At 73.7% G+C, this 16,893-nt stretch carries 10 protein-coding genes; 2 read left to right on the forward strand and 8 right to left on the reverse strand.

The genetic code is table 11. From position 1 onward, the window contains the following. Positions 1-6 precede the first annotated feature (6 nt). Positions 7-5,916: a WD40 domain-containing protein gene (locus tag IG99_RS31810; protein ID WP_051866134.1), complete on the reverse strand. Its 5,910-nt coding sequence runs from the start codon at positions 5,914-5,916 to the stop codon at positions 7-9. Positions 5,917-6,018: 102 nt separating this feature from the next. Between IG99_RS31810 and IG99_RS31815 the strand changes: the two genes are divergently transcribed. Then, the gene (locus tag IG99_RS31815) at positions 6,019-7,341 is read left to right on the forward strand and encodes an ArsB/NhaD family transporter (protein ID WP_063768359.1); all 1,323 of its coding nucleotides are present in this window, start codon (positions 6,019-6,021) and stop codon (positions 7,339-7,341) included. A gap of 81 nt (positions 7,342-7,422) precedes the next feature. On the opposite strand, the gene IG99_RS31820 is transcribed toward IG99_RS31815, so the two are convergent. From IG99_RS31820 to IG99_RS31830, 3 genes are read right to left on the reverse strand one after another with little or no spacing between them, the layout of a single operon-like run. Further along, complete coding sequence (locus IG99_RS31820) at positions 7,423-8,295, reverse strand: inositol monophosphatase family protein (RefSeq protein WP_051866136.1); 873 nt, start codon at positions 8,293-8,295, stop codon at positions 7,423-7,425. Then, complete coding sequence (locus IG99_RS31825; RefSeq protein WP_037680090.1) at positions 8,261-8,929, reverse strand: hypothetical protein; 669 nt, start codon at positions 8,927-8,929, stop codon at positions 8,261-8,263. Before IG99_RS31825 ends, IG99_RS31820 begins: the two co-directional genes overlap by 35 nt. A gap of 28 nt (positions 8,930-8,957) precedes the next feature. Beyond that, complete coding sequence (locus IG99_RS31830; RefSeq protein WP_324606150.1) at positions 8,958-9,923, reverse strand: hypothetical protein; 966 nt, start codon at positions 9,921-9,923, stop codon at positions 8,958-8,960. Positions 9,924-10,152: 229 nt separating this feature from the next. Here IG99_RS31830 and IG99_RS31835 point away from each other — a divergent pair, with 229 nt between their 5' ends. Next, positions 10,153-11,598 (forward strand): glyceraldehyde-3-phosphate dehydrogenase, encoded by a 1,446-nt coding sequence (locus IG99_RS31835; protein ID WP_037680092.1) that lies wholly within the window; start codon positions 10,153-10,155, stop codon positions 11,596-11,598. Between the two features lie 25 nt (positions 11,599-11,623). Here the strand turns inward: IG99_RS31835 and IG99_RS31840 are convergent, their stop codons facing one another. The 4 genes from IG99_RS31840 to IG99_RS31850 all read right to left on the reverse strand — a co-directional run bounded on the left by IG99_RS31840 (position 11,624) and on the right by IG99_RS31850 (position 16,867). Next, positions 11,624-12,856: a trypsin-like peptidase domain-containing protein gene (locus tag IG99_RS31840; protein ID WP_037680094.1), complete on the reverse strand. Its 1,233-nt coding sequence runs from the start codon at positions 12,854-12,856 to the stop codon at positions 11,624-11,626. Then, positions 12,853-13,008 carry a hypothetical protein gene (locus tag IG99_RS49105; RefSeq protein WP_158973279.1) on the reverse strand — a complete coding sequence of 52 codons (156 nt, stop codon included), beginning with the start codon at positions 13,006-13,008 and terminating at the stop codon, positions 12,853-12,855. The genes IG99_RS31840 and IG99_RS49105 overlap by 4 nt, the downstream gene beginning before the upstream one ends. A 125-nt stretch (positions 13,009-13,133) precedes the next feature. Continuing rightward, positions 13,134-16,544 carry a trypsin-like peptidase domain-containing protein gene (locus IG99_RS31845; RefSeq protein ID WP_037680099.1) on the reverse strand — a complete coding sequence of 1,137 codons (3,411 nt, stop codon included), beginning with the start codon at positions 16,542-16,544 and terminating at the stop codon, positions 13,134-13,136. After that, a complete protein-coding gene (locus IG99_RS31850; protein WP_037680102.1) occupies positions 16,541-16,867 on the reverse strand; it encodes a trypco2 family protein in 327 nt (108 codons plus the stop codon). The genes IG99_RS31845 and IG99_RS31850 overlap by 4 nt, the downstream gene beginning before the upstream one ends. Positions 16,868-16,893 lie beyond the last annotated feature (26 nt).

A 16,893-nucleotide genomic window follows, 5' to 3' on the forward strand; every position in this document is an offset into this window, starting at 1 on the left:
CCCGTCTCACTCCAGCGGATCCTCCAGTGGCACGTGCCGCACCCCCGGCAGGTTCCCGTCGAGTTCGCCGGGTTCGAAGCGGCACATGCCGATCGCGTGCCAGAACTCGCCGGTGATGTCACCCTCGCACTTGTAGCCCCCGGACGGTGACAGCGCGGCCCAGCCGCCCGGCATGCCGACCAGGGTGGCGCGCAGGGCGGCCGGGGTGTGGCCCGGATCGTCGGCGGGGACGTCGGTGGGGACGTTCCACAGCCGTACCGTGCCGTCCTCGCCGCCGCTGGCGAGGAGGGAGCCGTCGGGGCTGAAGGCGACCGCGAGGACCCGGCCGGTGTGGCCGGTCAGGGCGGCGGTCTCGCGGCCGGTGCGGGCGTCCCACAGACGGACCGTACGGTCGTCGCCCGCCGTCGCCAGCAAGGGCCGCAGGGGATGCGCGGCGGCCGTCCAGAGCCTGCCGGTGTGGCCGGTCAGGCGGTGCGCCACCGCGCCGTCCTTCCAGATCACCGCCTGTCCGTCCCAGGAGGCGCTGGCCAGCCAGGAGCCGTCGGCCGCGAAGGCCACGGCGTACACGCGGTCGGTGTGGCCGTCGAGGACGGCGGTGATCCGCTGGTCGGCGGTGTCCCAGATCCGCACCCTGCGGTCGTCGCAGCCGGTCGCGAGGACCGCGCCGTCGCCCCGGAAGGCGATCGAACGGACCCGGCCGAAGTGCTCGTCGATGGTGACGACGTGCGCTCCGGTGGCCCGGTACCACAGCCGTACGGTGTCGTCGTCGTTGGCGGTGGCCAGCAGTTCGCCGTCGGCGCTGAAGGCCTCGGCCCAGACGTGTTCCGTCTCGACGTCCATCTCCCGCTGGTACTCGCCGGTGGCGGCGTTCCACAGGTACAGGTCGCCGTCGCTGCTCGCGGTGGCCAGCTGCGTGCCGCCCGCCGGGCTGAACACGGCGGAGACCAGGCGGTCGCTCTGGCCGGTCAGTTCGCGCAGTCTGCGCCCGGAGGCGGAGTGCCACAGCCGGACGACGCCGTCGTTGCCGCCGGCCGCGAGCAGCGAACCGTCGGCGCTGAAGGAGAGGGTGCCGATGCGGCGGCCGTGGCCGCGCAGGATGCGCCTGCCCTGGCCGGTCGCCGGGTCCCAGAGCCGTACGACTCCGTCGTTGCCGCCGGTCACCAGCAGTGAGCCGGTGTCCGGTGCGGGCGTGTCGCCGTGCCGGCGGAACTTGCAGACCCAGACCGAGCCGCGGTGCTCCGAGGGCTGTCGGCTGAGCGGCACGGCCACGGGCGGGCCGCCGGGGACCGGGTCGGCCGCCGGGTCGACGCGCCACAGCCGGACCACGCCGGCGCTGTCCCCGGCGGCGAGCAGGGTCCCCTCGGGGTCGAACAGCACCTGGTACACGGCGCCGCGGCAGCCGCCGAGCAGCCCGGCCGAGCCGCCTGCGGCGAGGTCCCACAGCCGCACCTCGCCCTCGGTGTCGCCGCTCACCAGGAAACGGCCGCCGGGGTGGAAGTCCAACGTGTAGACGCGGCCGGCGTGGCCGGTGAGCTCGTGCCGGACCCGCCGCTCGGCGACGTCCCACACCCGGACCGTGCCGGACCGCCCGTCGCCCATGTCGCCGGTGGCGAGCAGGGTGCCGTCCGGGCTGAACCGGGCCCGGAACACCGCGCCCCGGTGCCCAGGCAGTTCGCCGAGGAGCCGCCCGGTGGCGAGTTCCCACAGCCGTACGGCGGCGGAGGCGTCGCCGGTGACCAGAGTGGCGCCGTCCGGACCGAACGCCACCGTGTAGACGGGCGCGGAGTGGCCGTGCAGCCGGTGCAGCGGGGTGCCCGAGGCGGCGTCCCAGAGGGTGACCACACCGTCGGCGTCACCGGTCGCCAGCAGGGTTCCGCCCGCGTCGAGGACGACGGGCCAGACTCCGGACGGGTGGATCGGCAGGCGGTACCGGCACTGTCCGGAGACCGGGTCCCACAGTCGTACGGTCCCGTCCGCGCTGCCGGTGGCCAGCACCCGATCGCGGAACTTGACCGCGTAGACGCGGCCGGTGTGGCCCTCCAGTGTGCGCAGCGGGACACCGGTCACGGCGTCGCAGACCAGCACGCCGCCGTCCTCGCTGCCGACGGCGAGGAGTTCGCCGTCCGGGCTGTAGGAGATCGGCTCGGGCAGCCGGCTGGTGCGCATGTCGAAGCCGTACGGCACACCGACGGCGGAGGGCCGGAAACCGGAGTCGACGGCCATGCCCGGGGCGATCGCGGCCGCGGCCAGTTCGGGGGTGGCGGGCAGCGTGGATCCGGTGGTCGCGCGGACGAGCGCCGCCCGCCGCCACCGGCCGCCCTCGACGCGTGCGCCGGTGAGGTCGGTGCCGATCAGCCGGGCCCGCCGCAGGTCGGCGCCGCGCAGGTCGGCCCCCGTGAGGTCGGCGCCATCGAGCCGCGCGCCGGTCAGCCGGGCCTGCCGCAGCACGGCACCGGAGAGGTTGGCGCCGACCAGCCGGGCGTCGGTGAGGTCGGCGCGGGTGAGGTCGACGCCGGAGAAGTCGCGGTACGACAGGTCCTCGCCCGCCAGGGCGGCGCCCCGCAGGTCGGTGTGGGCGGGTACGCGCAGCCGGGAGAGGATCTTCACGGCGTTGGCCCGGGCGATCTCCTCGCCGCCGGAGTCCCCCGTGCTCAGTACCCGTTCGGCCCATTGCTGGCAGGCGCGGTGGTCGGCGAGGTCGCACAGGAACTCCACCGCCAGCCGGCTGAGTTGGCGTCGGCCCAGGAGCGCGGTGTCGCCGGCGGCCAGCCGCACCGCGCACTCCCGGGCGATCAGCCACTCCACCACCGAGCCGTGGATGAACCGGAACAGTCCGTCCTCCGTACGGACGAGCAGGGTGCCGGAGCCGACGGCGTGCGCGGTCTGCGGCACCGACAGCCGGCTGTCCGCGAGCCCGGTCAACGTCTCGGCCACGTCGGTGAGTTCGTCCAGTCGCAGGGAGTCCTGTCCGCTCTCCCACAGCCGCAGGGCGAGCGCGGTGACCGCGGTCCACAGCTGGTCCAGGCCGAGTCCCGGGGCACGTCCGGCGGCGCCGCGCTCCTCCTCGAAGCGCAGCCAGGCGGTGAGCACCTCCTGGTAGAGCCCGGCCGGGCTGAGCGCGCGGCCCGCCCCGGCGACCGCGCGCAGCTGTTCGTCGTCGAGGTCGGCGACGAAGCCGAGCAGCCGGGGGTTGCGGCACAGGGCGTGCAGATCGGGGATGGCGTCGAGCAGGTGCACCCGGCGTTCGGCGGCGCGTTCGTCGCCGTCGTAGCGGTTGACCAGGTAGGAGCGGATCTGCTGGGGCGTGAACTCCTGGACCGCCAGCACCCGGCGGTGCGGGAGCAGCCCGACGCGTTCGCCGAGCGCGGTCAGCACCTGGCCCTGGGACCGGAAGTGCTGGGTGCGACAGCTGACGACGATCTTGGCGCTGTCCACGGCGGAGTCCAGCAGCACCTGGAGGCGTTCGGCGGCGCGGTCGTAGGTGACCTGGTTGACGAGTTCGTCGAACCCGTCGAAGAGGAGCACGATCCGGCCCTGCTGGAGCATGTAACGGAAGGCGCGCAGGTCGATGTTGTCGACGCCGTGGGCGGCCAGGTGGGCGGCGACCAGGCCCTCGAAGGAGTAGGCCCGGTCCAGCGCGTGCAGCTCCACCAGCAGCGGCACCACGTGCGGGAGTTCGGTGGGGATGCGGCGGGCCAGCTCGCGCAGGGCGAAGGTCTTGCCGTGCCCGAAGTCGCCGAGCAGCAGCAGGAAGCGTCCCTGGTCGGAGTCGAGCAGCCGGAGCATGCCGTCGACCAGTCCGTCCTGCTCCTCGGCACCGAGGCGTTCCACCTCCCGGTACCGCTGGGGCAGGTACATGCCCGGTGGGTAGCGGGGGTCGGTGCGCAGCCGTTCGCTCTGCGCGGCGACGTATCCCCGCAGGTCGAGCAGGCCCTGGAACTCGGTGAAGCTGCGGACCCGGATGCCCCTGCGGCGGCCCAGGTCGCGCACGTCACGGGCGGGTGGCGGGCCGTCGTGGACGAGTTCGGCCTCGGTCTCGGAGTCCGCGGCGTGCACGAGGGCCGCGAAGCGTTCGACGTCCTGCGCGGCCGGGGTGCCGGTGTGCACGGCCACCCGCTGCTGCCGGACGAAGTCCGCCTGTGTCCAGGTGACCAGCAGTTGCGGGACCGGGCCGGCCACCGGGCGGATCTGGGCGCCCTCGTGGCGGGTGCGCAGGACCTCCGTGACCCGGGCGAGCAGGGCCTCGGCCGGGGTCTGCACGGCACGCGGCTCGGGTTCCGCCGTGCGACGGTCGTCCGGGTGGGCCCGGTCCGGGGAACCAGTCGTGGTGCGGGCCGCCGGATCCTGTGGGTCCGGCCGGAAGGCGAGGTCGGCGCGCCGCCACCCGACGGGGCGTCGCCGGGGTTCGCCGGGGCCGTCCCAGTCGGCGAGGCCCTCGCGGGCGATGCGCAGCAGACGGTGCCGGCCGGGTCCGGCGGCGCCGAGCACCTGCACCTCGCCGGACGAGGTGGTCAGTACGGGGTGGCCGCCCGGGCCCGCCGGTCCGTGCAGCAGCAGGTGCAGCCGGGGCGCGGTCAGCCGGGTGAGCACGTCGGTGTCGCGCAGCGGCCCGGCGGCGTCGGGGACCCCGCCGCGTGCCGGGCCGCTCGCGCGGGCGGCGCCGGGCGGGTGGCGCAGGGCTCCGAGCCGCAGCCATCCCTCCTCCTCGTAGGGGCGCAGTGCCTGGGCGAACCAGGCGGCCTGTTCGGGTCCGACCATGCCGTACTGGTCGTCGAGGCGGTGACTGTAGGCCATGGAGGAGTTCAACCCGGCGACCACGGTGTGGAGTTCGGGCATGGGGAAAAGGGTCCAGGGCTGGTCGCTGTCGAAGACGACGTCGAGGCCCTGGTAGAGCTCCTGGAAGAGCCGGGCGTAGTGCCGCCACTTGGGCCAGTACGGCGGCCGGGGCGGCAGCTCGTCGGCCTCGCAGGTGCTGAAGTAGGCCCGGCAGGCGGCCTGGTTGACGTCCCGGCCGCCGGGGACGAGGGCGACCCGGTGCGGTTCGAGGCCGAGCAGGGCCCGCAGGCCGGTGAGGAAGGCCAGCGCCCGTTCGAACTCGCGGGGGCTGCCGGAGGCGGTCAGGTCGCCGGTGACGACCAGCAGGTCGGGCGCGGGGGCGCCGGCGTCGGCGAGTTCGACCAGGTCGCCCCAGATCGCCGCCTGTAGTTCGGCGGGGTCCTGGCCGCGTCCGAAGACGGGCCCGGCCAGGTGCAGCACGGTGACCGCGTCCCGCACGCCGGCGTCCGGGGAGACCCTCGGGTACACCGGCGCCGCCGCGGGTCTGCGGCGTCCGGCCCAGCCGGGGCGGCCGAGGGGTCTGCCGGGCGGGGGTGGTGCGGTGGGCGCCGCGGGGGACCCCGCGGCGAGCGCGGCGCCGGCCGGTCGCGGGGGGCCGTCGCCGCCGGGGTAACCGGGGCGCAGGCTGGGCCGGGCGCGGCCGTCGAGGGCCTGGCGCACCCGGGTGAGCAGCAGTTCGCGGGCGGCCGACGGGTCGGTGACCGGGACGAGGTCGACGTAGGTGATGGTGGCGAGCAGGCCCTCCACCGGGATGTCCTCGACGCGTACGGTGAGCAGTCGGCGCTCGGGGGCGTCGGGGTCGGAGCGCAACGCGGCCTGCCACTCCATGCGGCCGTAGCGGGAGCGCTCGTAGTTGCGGGAGAGAACGGCGATCACCGCGGCGGACTCGCTGACCCCGCGGTCCATGAAGTCCACGAAGTTGGTACCCGGCACGAAGTCCCATGCCTGGAGGACCGTGCGGTAGCCGGCCTCCTCCAGGGTCCAGGCGATCCAGGACGCCCAGCGTTCGTCGGCGGGTGAGTAGCTGACGAAGAAGTCCAATGGCCCGGTGTCCCCCGGGGTGATCTGACGAGCCACCATCTGTCCATGATGCACCGGAAAGGCGGCGACACGGACGGTTTCTCCAGCCACTCTCCGCGGACCCCGGTCACAGCGGGGCACGGATGTGCGACGCTTCCACCCGTGCGTCTCCTACTGCGTCTGCATGTGCTGGACCGGGTGGCGATCGGGCTGCTGGCGACCGGACTGGTGTGCGTGGCCTCGGGGTTGCTGCCCACCGGATCGGCGGCCGACGCCATGACCCGGATCGCCCCGCTCCTCGCGTTCCTGGGCACGGTGATCGTGCTGGCCGAACTCACCAGCAGGGCCGAGGTGTTCGACGTGGTGGCGGCGCGTGTCGCGCGGGCCGGGCGGGGCAGTTACGCGGCCCTGTTCCTGCTGTGCGTGGCCTTCGCCTCCGTCACCACCATCGCCCTGAACCTCGACACCACCGCCGTACTGCTGACGCCTGTGATGCTGGCGCTTGCCTCCCGGGTCGGCATCGCGGCCGTGCCGTTGGCGATGACCACGGTGTGGCTGGCCAACACGGCGAGCCTGCTGCTGCCGGTCTCGAACCTGACGAACCTGCTGGCCGCGGACCGCGTCGCGCTGTCCCCGCTGGGGCTGGCGGGCCGGATGTGGCTGCCGCAGCTCGCGGCCGTCGTGGTGACGATGGCCTGCCTGTGGGGGTTCTTCTGGCGACGCGGACGTCGTGGTGCGGTGGAGATGCCCGAGACGACCGGTGGGAATGCGCCCGAGCCCGTGGCCGGGACGGGTGTGGCCGGGCGGGTCGGGGTTCCGTCCGGTGGGCCGGGGGCGGCTCGGGCCGACGACCTGCGTGACCGGGGCGCCGACCGCTATGTGCGGCCCGAGGTGCACCGGCCCGCCGACCCCGTGCTGTTCCGGGCCTGCGGTCTCGCCTGCGCCGGCTTCCTGCTCGCGATCCTGGTCGCCGACGTCGAGCTGTGGATCGCCTCCGCGACGGCCGCGGCCGTCGCCGTGGCGGCGTTCGCGGTGCGCCGCAGGTCAGTGCTGCGGTTTTCGCTGGTGCCCTGGCGGCTGCTGGTGATGGTGCCCGGGATGTTCCTGGTGGTGGAGACGGTCAACGCCAACGGTCTGCACGACCTGCTCGCCTCCGCCGTCGGCGACGACGGCGGCCTGGGGGGCCTGTTCCGCGCGGCGGCGGTCGGCGGAGGGCTGTCGAACGTTCTGAACAACCTCCCCGTCTACCTCGCCGGAGAGGCGGCCGTCCCGCTCGGCAACCACGATCAGCTCCTCGCGCTCCTCATCGGCACCAACGTGGGCCCGGTGGTGACGCCGTGGGCCTCCCTGGCGACGCTGCTGTGGTACGAGCGGTGCCTCGCGTACGGCGTACGGGTGCCGGTGGCCCGTCTGATGGGGACGGGCGCGGTGCTGGCCGTCGCCGCGGTGACGGCGTCGGTGGCCGCGCTGACGCTGACCGGGTAGGGAAACCGCGGGAGGGCCCCAAGGGGTTTTTTCACTATGAGCGCCCGATGAGGTCGCGTGGCGGGCCTGGTGAAAGGGCCCCTAAGCAGGCCGGTTGGGGCCGCACTCCGCCACCCAGTCCAGGAGGTGCGGCAGCGCCCGCGGACGCGCCGCCACGAAGGAGCGCTCGGTGTCGGGCCCCGAGAAGCCGCTGCCGAACTCCCGGCGGTCCAGATGCCGTACGGCCACTCCCGCCTCGCGGGCCAACAGCACACCGGCCGGCAGGTCGATCGCCTCCGCCCGGTATCCCACGAACCCGTCGATGTCGCCGCGGGCCAGCATGGCCCAGCTCACCAGTGGCGCGAACAGCTGGAGCAGCCGCCGGGAGCGGGCCTCCAGGGTGTGCCGGAGCGCGCGTACCCCCGGGTCGTCGCGGGGCACGGCGTACCCCTGGGTCCAGGCCAGCAGCGGTCCCGCCGGCGACAGCGGACGGGCGTGGTCGCTCCCGGCGAGGCGTCCGTGCGGCCCGTACGCGCCGCCACCCCTCAGGGCCGACCAGGTTCGGCCGTTCACCGGCTCGTGGACGACGCCCACGGCCGGCGCCTCGTCGACGCACAGGGCGATGCCCACCGCGCAGACGGGCAGCCCGATCGCCACGTTGTTGCTGCCGTCGAGCGGATCCACCAGCCAGGTACGGCCGTTGTCGTCGCCGCTCAGCTCGCCCGACTCCTCGGCGAGGATCCGGTCGTGCGGGAAGCGCTCCCGGATCCGGTCCATCACGAGCCGTTCGGCCAGCACGTCCAAGTCGGTGACGACGTCGCCCCGTTCGCCCTTGGGCCGGACGGCGCAGCCTTGCGGCAGGCGGGACCGCAGGAACGCTCCGGCCGCCTCGGCGGCGGCCACCGCCGTACTGCACTCGGGGGCGAAGACGGCCGATGAGTCAGGCAGATGGCCCGGGTTCTGGTTCGGGTGCATGGATCCTCCTGACTACGGCCCGAGCGATGCGGGCGGTCTGGGCCTCGTCGCACATCCTGCGGACCACACGGTGGCCCTGGGCCCGTAACGGGCCCAGGGAGAGGTCCACCCGGCCGGGCAGCGTCAGCCCCAGCACCAGGGTGGCGGCCGGACGGCCGTCCGGCACCACGGTGGTGTGGAACTCGCCCGCCGGAAGGGTGTAGGTCTGGCCTCGTGCGCTGGTCTGTTCGGTGCCGGGCAGGCAACGCACCAGCCGTTCGGTGGGCCGCAGTTCGTCCACCCCGGAGGGGTCGCTGTGCACCTCGAAGACACGGTGGGTGGGTCGCTCGGTCTCGTCGCCGATCCGCATCCGCCGGTTGCCGATCCGCCCGTAGAGCACCGTACTTGTCAGGTCCCAGCTGTGGCAGTGGACCTGATGGCGCGTCAGTGCCGTGTCCGCGGGGCCGAACGCGTGCACACAGACTCCGCGGGGGCCCTCACGCAGGACGGGCAGACAGACGAAACCCAGGGGGTGGCGCACCGCGCGCAGGGCGTGGTGGCCCGAGACGACCTGTTCCAGTTCCGATGCGGCGTGTCGCACCAGCTCGGCGGCGGCCCCCCGCCGGGCGGCCCGTTCCAGGGCCGGGTAGTCCATCCTCGTCCCCCTCGCACAACCGGGGCGCTCATCTGCGGTAGGGGTCCTCCGCGCGCAGCGCCTTGTCGATGATGTCGCCGACGTCCCGGTCGGTGAAGCTCGTCGGCAGCGCCAGGCCGAGCCGCTCGAAGAGGCGTCGGGCCTCGTCGACGGTCGGCTCGTCGCTCAGCGGGGTGGACTCCCGCAGGTCGAGCTTGACCGCCTGTTCGCGGCTCTGGTGCAACTCGGTGACGTAGTAGTCGTAGAGCGGCCGTCCGCGCTCCACGTAGAGGCTGACGCGGCGCGGATCGTCCTGGGTGATGATCAGACCGGCGTCGGACAGGTCGAAGCGCAGGGTCGGCGCCACCGCGGAGAGGTGCACGTCGACCTCCAGGGTGTCCAGGCGCTGCCGGTGCCAGACGGCGGCGAGGACGGTGGCGTACGCCTCCTTGCGGGTGCGCTCGGTGGTCCACTCGCCGAAGTCCGCGCCGTCGGGACGGTGGCCGAAGGTGCGCCGGAACCTCGCGTAGGCGGCGCACACCCGGTCGTCGGCGGGGTTCACGATGTCGATCTTCATGCTGAGGGACCGGCGCCCCCGCTGCGCCTCGATCACGCACTCCGGCAGGGTGACTGCGCGCAGATAGGTGCCGGTGCCGCCCTTGTACACCCAGCGCGCGGTGCTCCGGCGGGCCGTCTCGTGCGCCAGACCGACCTCGGCCCCGGCCAGGGTGCGCACCATGGCGAGGTCCTCGATCGCCCGGTTGGTCCCCTCGGTCGCGCTGCGGATGTCGGCCAGCCGGCGCCGGCGCTCGGTCAGCGACCCGAAGACCAGCGTGGCCAGGACCAGCAGGGTGGCGCCGGAGACGACGTTGTCATTGAAGTTGGGGCCGAGGACCTCCAGCACTCCGATCACCAGGGCGGCACCGATGGCGACGACACCGTCCGCGTTCCTGACCGACCACGCGATCGAGTCCTCCAGCCGACGCCCGGACGACTGCGGTGTGTTACGCGTCACGTCCACCCTCCCCCGACGGCGACCTCCATGGTAGGAGGAACGACGCCCGGCGGCCACGGTGCGTCGACCGCCACCAACCATGGGCGCGCAATGGACCGTTCGACCGATGTACGGCTACCGCGACCGGCTCCCCGCACGGCCGTACCGCCCGGCCCGCAAGACACCGCTTGAATGATCGAAATCGCGTGTGGTTATCATCTGAGCACCGCCTAGCTCGAAAGATAATCCTGTGACTGTCAACGAGGACTCGTTCACCAACTGGAAGACTCGCGAGGAGATCGCGGAGTCGATGATCCCGATGATCGGGAAGCTGCACCGCGAGCGGGACGTGACCGTCCTGCTGCACAGCCGCTCCCTGGTGAACAAGTCGGTGGTCAGCATCCTCAAGACCCACCGATTCGCCCGGCAGATCGCCGGCGAGGAGCTCTCGGTCACCGAGACGCTGCCCTTCCTCCAGGCCCTCACCACGCTCGACCTCGGCCCCTCCCAGATCGACATCGGGATGCTCGCCGCGACCTACAAGGCCGACGACCGCGGCCTGCCGGTGGCGGAGTTCACCGCCGACGCCGTCGCCGGCGCCACGGGGGAGAACAAGATCGAGCGCCGCGAGGGACGTGACGTCGTCCTCTACGGCTTCGGCCGCATCGGCCGCCTCGTGGCCCGGCTGCTCATCGAGAAGGCCGGCTCCGGCAACGGCCTGCGGCTGCGTGCCATCGTCGTGCGCGGTGGAGGTGAGCAGGACATCGTCAAGCGCGCCTCGCTGCTGCGCCGCGACTCGATCCACGGCCAGTTCCAGGGCACGATCACCGTCGACGAGACGAACAGCACGATCAACGCCAACGGCAACGAGATCAAGGTGATCTACGCGGGTGACCCCTCCGAGGTCGACTACACCGCGTACGGCATCAAGGACGCCATCCTCATCGACAACACGGGCAAGTGGCGTGACCGCGCGGGCCTGTCGGAGCACCTGCGCCCCGGTGTCGCCAAGGTCGTGCTGACCGCACCGGGCAAGGGCGACGTCCCGAACATCGTGCACGGCGTCAACCACGACACGATCAAGCCGGACGAGCAGATCCTGTCCTGCGCCTCCTGCACCACCAACGCGATCGTCCCGCCGCTCAAGGCCATGGCGGACGAGTACGGCGTCCTGCGCGGCCACGTGGAGACCGTCCACTCGTTCACCAACGACCAGAACTTGCTGGACAACTACCACAAGGCCGACCGCCGGGGCCGCTCGGCACCGCTCAACATGGTCATCACCGAGACCGGTGCCGCCTCCGCCGTGGCCAAGGCGCTGCCCGACCTCAAGGCGCCGATCACCGGCAGCTCGATCCGCGTCCCGGTCCCGGACGTGTCCATCGCGATCCTCAGCCTGCGGCTGGGCCGCGAGACCACCCGCGAGGAGGTCCTCGACCACCTCCGGGACGTCTCGCTGACCTCGCCGCTCAAGCGCCAGATCGACTTCACCACGGCCCCCGACGCCGTCTCCAGCGACTTCATCGGCTCGCGCCACGCCTCGATCATCGACGCGGGCGCCACCAAGGTCGACGGCGACAACGCGATCCTCTACCTCTGGTACGACAACGAGTTCGGCTACTCCTGCCAGGTCATCCGCGTCGTCCAGCACGTCTCCGGGGTGGAGTACCCGACCTACCCGGCGCCGGCGGTCTGAGCCGGCCGAGGCGCTGAGCGTGGGGTCACGTGGACCCCACGCTTAGTGCCAGCACGGTGTCCGGCGGCAGATCCCGCAACACCAGCGACTCCCTGCGCGCCGTCCACCACCAGCCACCCGCCACGACGCCGGTCTGGGCTTCGCCGTCGGCCTCGGCGGACAGGAGCAGCAGCCGGACCGGGCTCGTGGCGCCCACCAGGGTCCGCCGGGCGACCGCCTCCAGCAGGGCGCGCAGCATCACGGGACGGCTGTCGGCCTGGTCGACGACGAGCAGTACGGGCACGGAGGCGTCCGTGACAGCGGCCACCTCGGGTGCTCCGGCGTCCGCGGCGACGAACCCGGTGACCCATCCGCGTCCACCCATCAGGTCCACCAAGGCTCTGGCCAGGCGCATCAGGGTGCCGTCGTCCGCACCGACGACCAACCGCACCGAGAACGGGGCCTCCTTCTCGCACCACCGCGCCAACTGGTCCGTCTCCCGGGGTCCGGGTCCCGGGGACTGCGACGTGTCCGCCGCCTCGACGGGGGGTCGTGTCAGAGCGGACCGGAGTTCGACCGCCTCCAGCGCTGCGGGGCCGACCAGCACGCGGAACTCCGGGTCGCGCAGCAGTCGCTCGGCGGTCACTACGCTCAGCCAGGCCGGCCCGGACTCGCGTACCGCCTCGGCGACGACACCGAGCACCAGTCCCTGGCCGAGTACGGCGGCACCAGGCACCCCCGGCCACGGCGAGCGGCCGCCGGCGGGGGCGGGCGGCACCGCTTCGGAGAGCGTCACGTGGTAGCGCCCGGCCTTCGCCGCCGATCCGGCGTTGACCGTGCCGTGGAGGACGGCCGGGTCCTGGCCCGGGCCCGGGAACGCGGTGAGACGGACGGGCACGGCGGGGCGCCTCGTCGCCAGGCGGCCCCAGCGCAGCGGCGGCAAGGGGCACACCGCCCCGGGTGCCGCCCCCGCGTGCGCGGCCCCGTCGTCGTCGAGGACGCGCAGCAGCGCCGCGTCCAGCCGTACGGCCTCGGGGACGAGGGTGTCGTACCGGCTCCACACGACCGAGCAACGCCGGTGCCGGGATTCTCCGGGCAGGCGGCACACGACGGTGTCGCCGTCGCCGTCGACCAGACGGGCCGCCGTGAGCAGCAGGCCTCCGTCGAGCAGATGGCCGGTGCCGTCGCCCGAAGGGCCGGACACCCGCACCGCGCGCGGGTCGGGGCAGGGCGGCGCGGGAAGTCCGTCCGGGGTGGCGGGTCGGACGTGGGCGGTCACTGGTCGGGCAGGATCTCCATCTCGTCGCCCACCTCGGTCATCATGAAGACATCGTCACTGAGGTCGGGTTTCTGCGGCTGCGGGGTGGGCGCCGCGGCGACGGCGGGCTGCGGGGAGACCGGCGCCTCCTCCTGCTCGGGCTGCTCTGGCACGGTGTGCTCCCCTCGGCGGGTGTGGCGCCCGGCGCCACGTGTTCTCCGTCCGAGCGTACTGGTTGTTCGGCACCTCGTCGGCCCCTTCGCCGACGGACCGTCATTCCACGCGGGAGTCGGAGTCGCTAGGCCGTGCCGCCGGCGGGCTCATCCAGGGCCGTCAGTGCCGCCTCGCAGCGGCGAGCCAGGTCCGTCGCGCCGGAGCGTTGGGCCTCGGTGACCGCCTGCTGGAGCAAGTCCCCAGCGACCGCCGGGGCTTGGACCGTGACATCGAGGGCGTGGTGCATGAGGATGCGGGCCGCGGTCGCGCCTGACGGGTTCCATCCATCCCGGCGCGCGGTGTTCAGCGCGCGCACCGCCTCGTCGGTCAGCCGTCTGCTCCGGTCGGTGTGCCCCGACTGCCGCAGCAGCGCGGCGTGGTCGGTGAGGACGACGGCAAGCCGGCCGAGGGAGGCAGGCTCCCCGTCGGCGGCGAGGGACCGCCGCAGGGACACGGCCTCCTCCAGCGCGTCGAGGGCCCTGCCGGTCTCTCCCTGGTCGGTCAGCCGGGCCGCCAGACCGACCAGGACGACGGCCAGGTCCGCCGTGCGGGGCCGTGACTGGCCGTTGCCGGCCAGTCTGCGGTGGATGGATACCGCTTCCTCGGCACAGACCAGGGCCTGGTCCGGCCTGTTGAGCGCGGTGTTCAGCCGTCCCTGGTCGTGCAGGGCTCTGCCCAACGCGGCGAGGTGGGCGTCCGGGGACTCCTCCACCAGGCGCCGCAGGGTGGCGACGGCCTCGAGCAGCGGGTCGGCGGCCTTGGCCGGGGCCCCGGCCGCCTGGAGGTACAGCGCGTGGTTGAGGAGTGAGCCCGCCAGTTCCTCGGGCGGCCGCCCGGGATCGCCGTCCGCGAGCAGCCTCCGGATCGCGACGCTGCGGGCGCCCAGGCGCAGCGCCTCCGCGGAGCGACCAGCACGATGGCACCAACAGGCGTGGTGGTGAAGGATCGTGGCCAGGTGTTCGGGTCCGACCGTGACATCCTCCGCGCCTTCAGCCTCCTCCCGGCCGTCCGCACTGGGCTCGTCCGCGCGCGCTCGTTCTGGTCCCGCCCCGGTGACCGGTTCGACGTACCCGATCAGCGCGAGCAGCCGGTCCCCCACCCGCGCCGCCTCCTCGTGGCGTCCCACCTCGTCCAGCCGTGCTCCGTAGCCGAGCAGTACGTCGATCAGCTCGGCGTTCCCGCCCGGCTGGTCGTGGCCCGGCCCACCGCGCAGTCGCACCGCTTCCTCAGCGGCCGCGACCGCCTCCGTGTGGAGCCCCACGGCGGAGAGGCGGTAGGCGAGTGCGCGCAGGGCGTCAGGCAGTCGGGCCGGTGGCGCGGCCGGTGCGGCTCGGAGACGGACGACGGTCTGGCGTGCCATCCGCAGGGCCCGGTCGGCCAGGACCTCGGTGTAGCGGGGGACGGCGGCCAGCAGCTCGACGGGCAACTCCTCGTCCAGGGCGCCCGAGTCGACCGCGTCGAGGACGGCATCGAGGGCCGTGGCCAGCGTCTCGTCGGGTTCCTGCGTCATCAGGTCGAGGGCGGCGAAGGCCATGGGTCTCGGACGGTTCGTGACCAGCTCGACGGTGCGTTCCCGCAGTTCGGGGAAGTGGTCGCGGGCCCGGCAGAGCACGCGCAGGGCGTGGCCGGCCCGGTCCCTGGCCATGTCTTCCGTGACCTCGTCCAGGAGTTCCGGGAACTCCCGGAGAGTCGCCCCCACCAAGTGGGCTCCGAGTACGTCGGGGACCAGGCCCGTCCAGTATCCGTCCGGTCCGCCGTAGAGCTCGTGGAGCCAAACAGCCGCGCCGAGAAGGGTGTTGGCGGTCTCCCCCGCCAGGCACCCGAGTGCGGACAGGAGTGCGCGGGCCTCCCGGTGCGTGGCCGCGCGGTGCAGGGTGGCGGCGGCCACCAGTTGGCGGAGGGTGGCGGGGTGCAGATGCTCGATGCGGTGGGCCGGGGCGGTCTGCGTCCAGTAGCGCTCCTCGTGGAGCAGCAACACGTCCTCCTCCGCGCGATCCGCCGGGCCGACCGGGTCCGCCCGGCCCTCGGTGTGACCCCGGTGCTCCAGCAGGGCGGTGAGGGCCGCCATGTGCAGGGCGAGGGCGCCGGAGTAGCGGGGGGCGCCGAGACGGGGTACAGGCGGCGGAGCATCGGTGTCGGAGCGGCGGAGCCCCTCGTCCCGTATCCCCGGCAACGCTTCCAGGGCCGGTGCCAGCGCGGCCGCGGCCCGTCGGAAGGCCTCGGCGCGGGAGGCCGTGTCGGGGGCGAGCGGTGGGAGGTGCCGTACCGCGTCGGCCGGCAGCTCGCGCAGTGCCCTCGTGGTCGCGCAGGCGCGGTTCCACCACTCCCCCGCGCCACGGGCGAGCAGCAGCAGCCGGACGCGGGAACCACTGCCCGTGCCCGCGTGGAGCAGGTTCAGGCACCGGGTGAGTTGGTCCGGGCGGGTCTCGGCGTAGTCCATGACCAGCAGCAGCGGCTGCGAAAGGCCGGCGAGCCGGTCGAGGCGGTCGGGCGGGGAGTGCTCGTCCAGGAAGCCGGCCGCCCATTCGCGGTCGGTCATCCTCTCCACGAGCTCCCTCGCGAGCCGGGTCTTGCCCTGGCCGCCGGGCGCGGTCAGCAGTCTGAGCGAGAACTCCCCCGGGTCGTCGCACCACTGGACGAGGTCGGCGACCAGGTCCTCCCGTCCGTGGCAGCCGACCGGCGTCACGTCGGCCCGCAGCAGTCCCGCGGGGGTGCGGGGCGGTGTCGGCGGGGGCAGCAGCACGGGGGCGAGCTCCACACTGCGCGGGCGGACCGCGCCGAGGAGCCGTGCCGCCGCCGGGTCGGCGAGGATCGACTCGACGGGAACGGCGGTCAGTGCTCCCCCGGTCGGGTCCCCCGGGTCGACCGCCACCAGGGCGACCAGCAGCCCCTCGCTGAGCACGCCCGCGCCGGACATGCCGCTCCAGCGGGAGCCGTTGCCGTGCCGTGCCGCTGAGGGCGTTGCGGGCGGCGCGGTGGATTCCAGTGTTGCGCCTCGCGGGGCGGGCGGCACCGGAGTGCGCACCCTGATCTCGTAGCGGCCGGCCTTGAAGCGACTGCCCGGCGCGATCTCGCCGAGGATCTGGGCGCTGTCACGGAAGACCGGCCGGTCCCCGACGAGCAGTTCCATGCCGGCGGGGAAACCCACGGCCTCGACCTCGCGGCTGCCCGTGGCACCCGCGAGCCGCCCCCAACCCAACGCGGGCAGCGTCCGCGGCGGTCGGAAGCCGGGCTCGGTGACGCGCAGCAGCGCCGCGTCGACGCCGGTGCCCCGGGGTTCGTCGTGGCGGTGCCACAGGACCGTGCCGGTCCAGGGTTCGGCCCGGCCGGGGATCCGGACGAGTGCCTGGCCACCCGCCGGGCCGACGACGTGGGCGGCGGTCAGCACGAGGCCGCCGTCGAGGAGGAAGCCCGTCCCGACGACGTACCGGCCGGGTCCGTCGGGCCGGTAGACCTCGACCGCGCGTCCGGCGGCCGAGGCGCGCGGCACGGTCACTGCGCGGGAATGCCGGCCGTCGTACCGGAGACCTCCAGCGGACCCCCTGCCGGGTCCTGCGGTGTCAGGGTGAGCCGTACCGAGTGGGTGGTCCGGTGCTCACGGCTGCCCCGGCCTCCGGCCGACAGGACGTAGAACTTGGCGCCTCCGTTGATCTCGGTGCCCGTCACGAGCTCCACCTGGAACTCGAGTTCGACCGGGCCGACCTCGAAGCGCAGGCTCCCCGGCGGCGCCAGCCGCCGGGCGGCCTCCAGTTGTGCCCGTAGTGATTCGATCGCCTCGGCGAGCTCGACCGCCGCCCGTCCCCCACCCTGCTCGGACATGCCCCTCCTCCGTGTTCCTGCCCCAG

The sequence above is a fragment of the Streptomyces griseus subsp. griseus genome (assembly GCF_000720255.1).
Lineage (GTDB): Bacteria > Actinomycetota > Actinomycetes > Streptomycetales > Streptomycetaceae > Streptomyces > Streptomyces griseus_I.

What these genes read in the sequence shown, in the direction of transcription:
- IG99_RS31810 (WP_051866134.1), bottom strand. Translation starts at nt 5,916, where the DNA reads ATGGTGGCTCGTCAGATCACCCCGGGGGACACCGGGCCATTGGACTTC.
- IG99_RS31820 (WP_051866136.1), bottom strand. Translation starts at nt 8,295, where the DNA reads ATGCACCCGAACCAGAACCCGGGCCATCTGCCTGACTCATCGGCCGTC.
- IG99_RS31850 (WP_037680102.1), bottom strand. Translation starts at nt 16,867, where the DNA reads ATGTCCGAGCAGGGTGGGGGACGGGCGGCGGTCGAGCTCGCCGAGGCG.
- IG99_RS31825 (WP_037680090.1), bottom strand. Translation starts at nt 8,929, where the DNA reads ATGGACTACCCGGCCCTGGAACGGGCCGCCCGGCGGGGGGCCGCCGCC.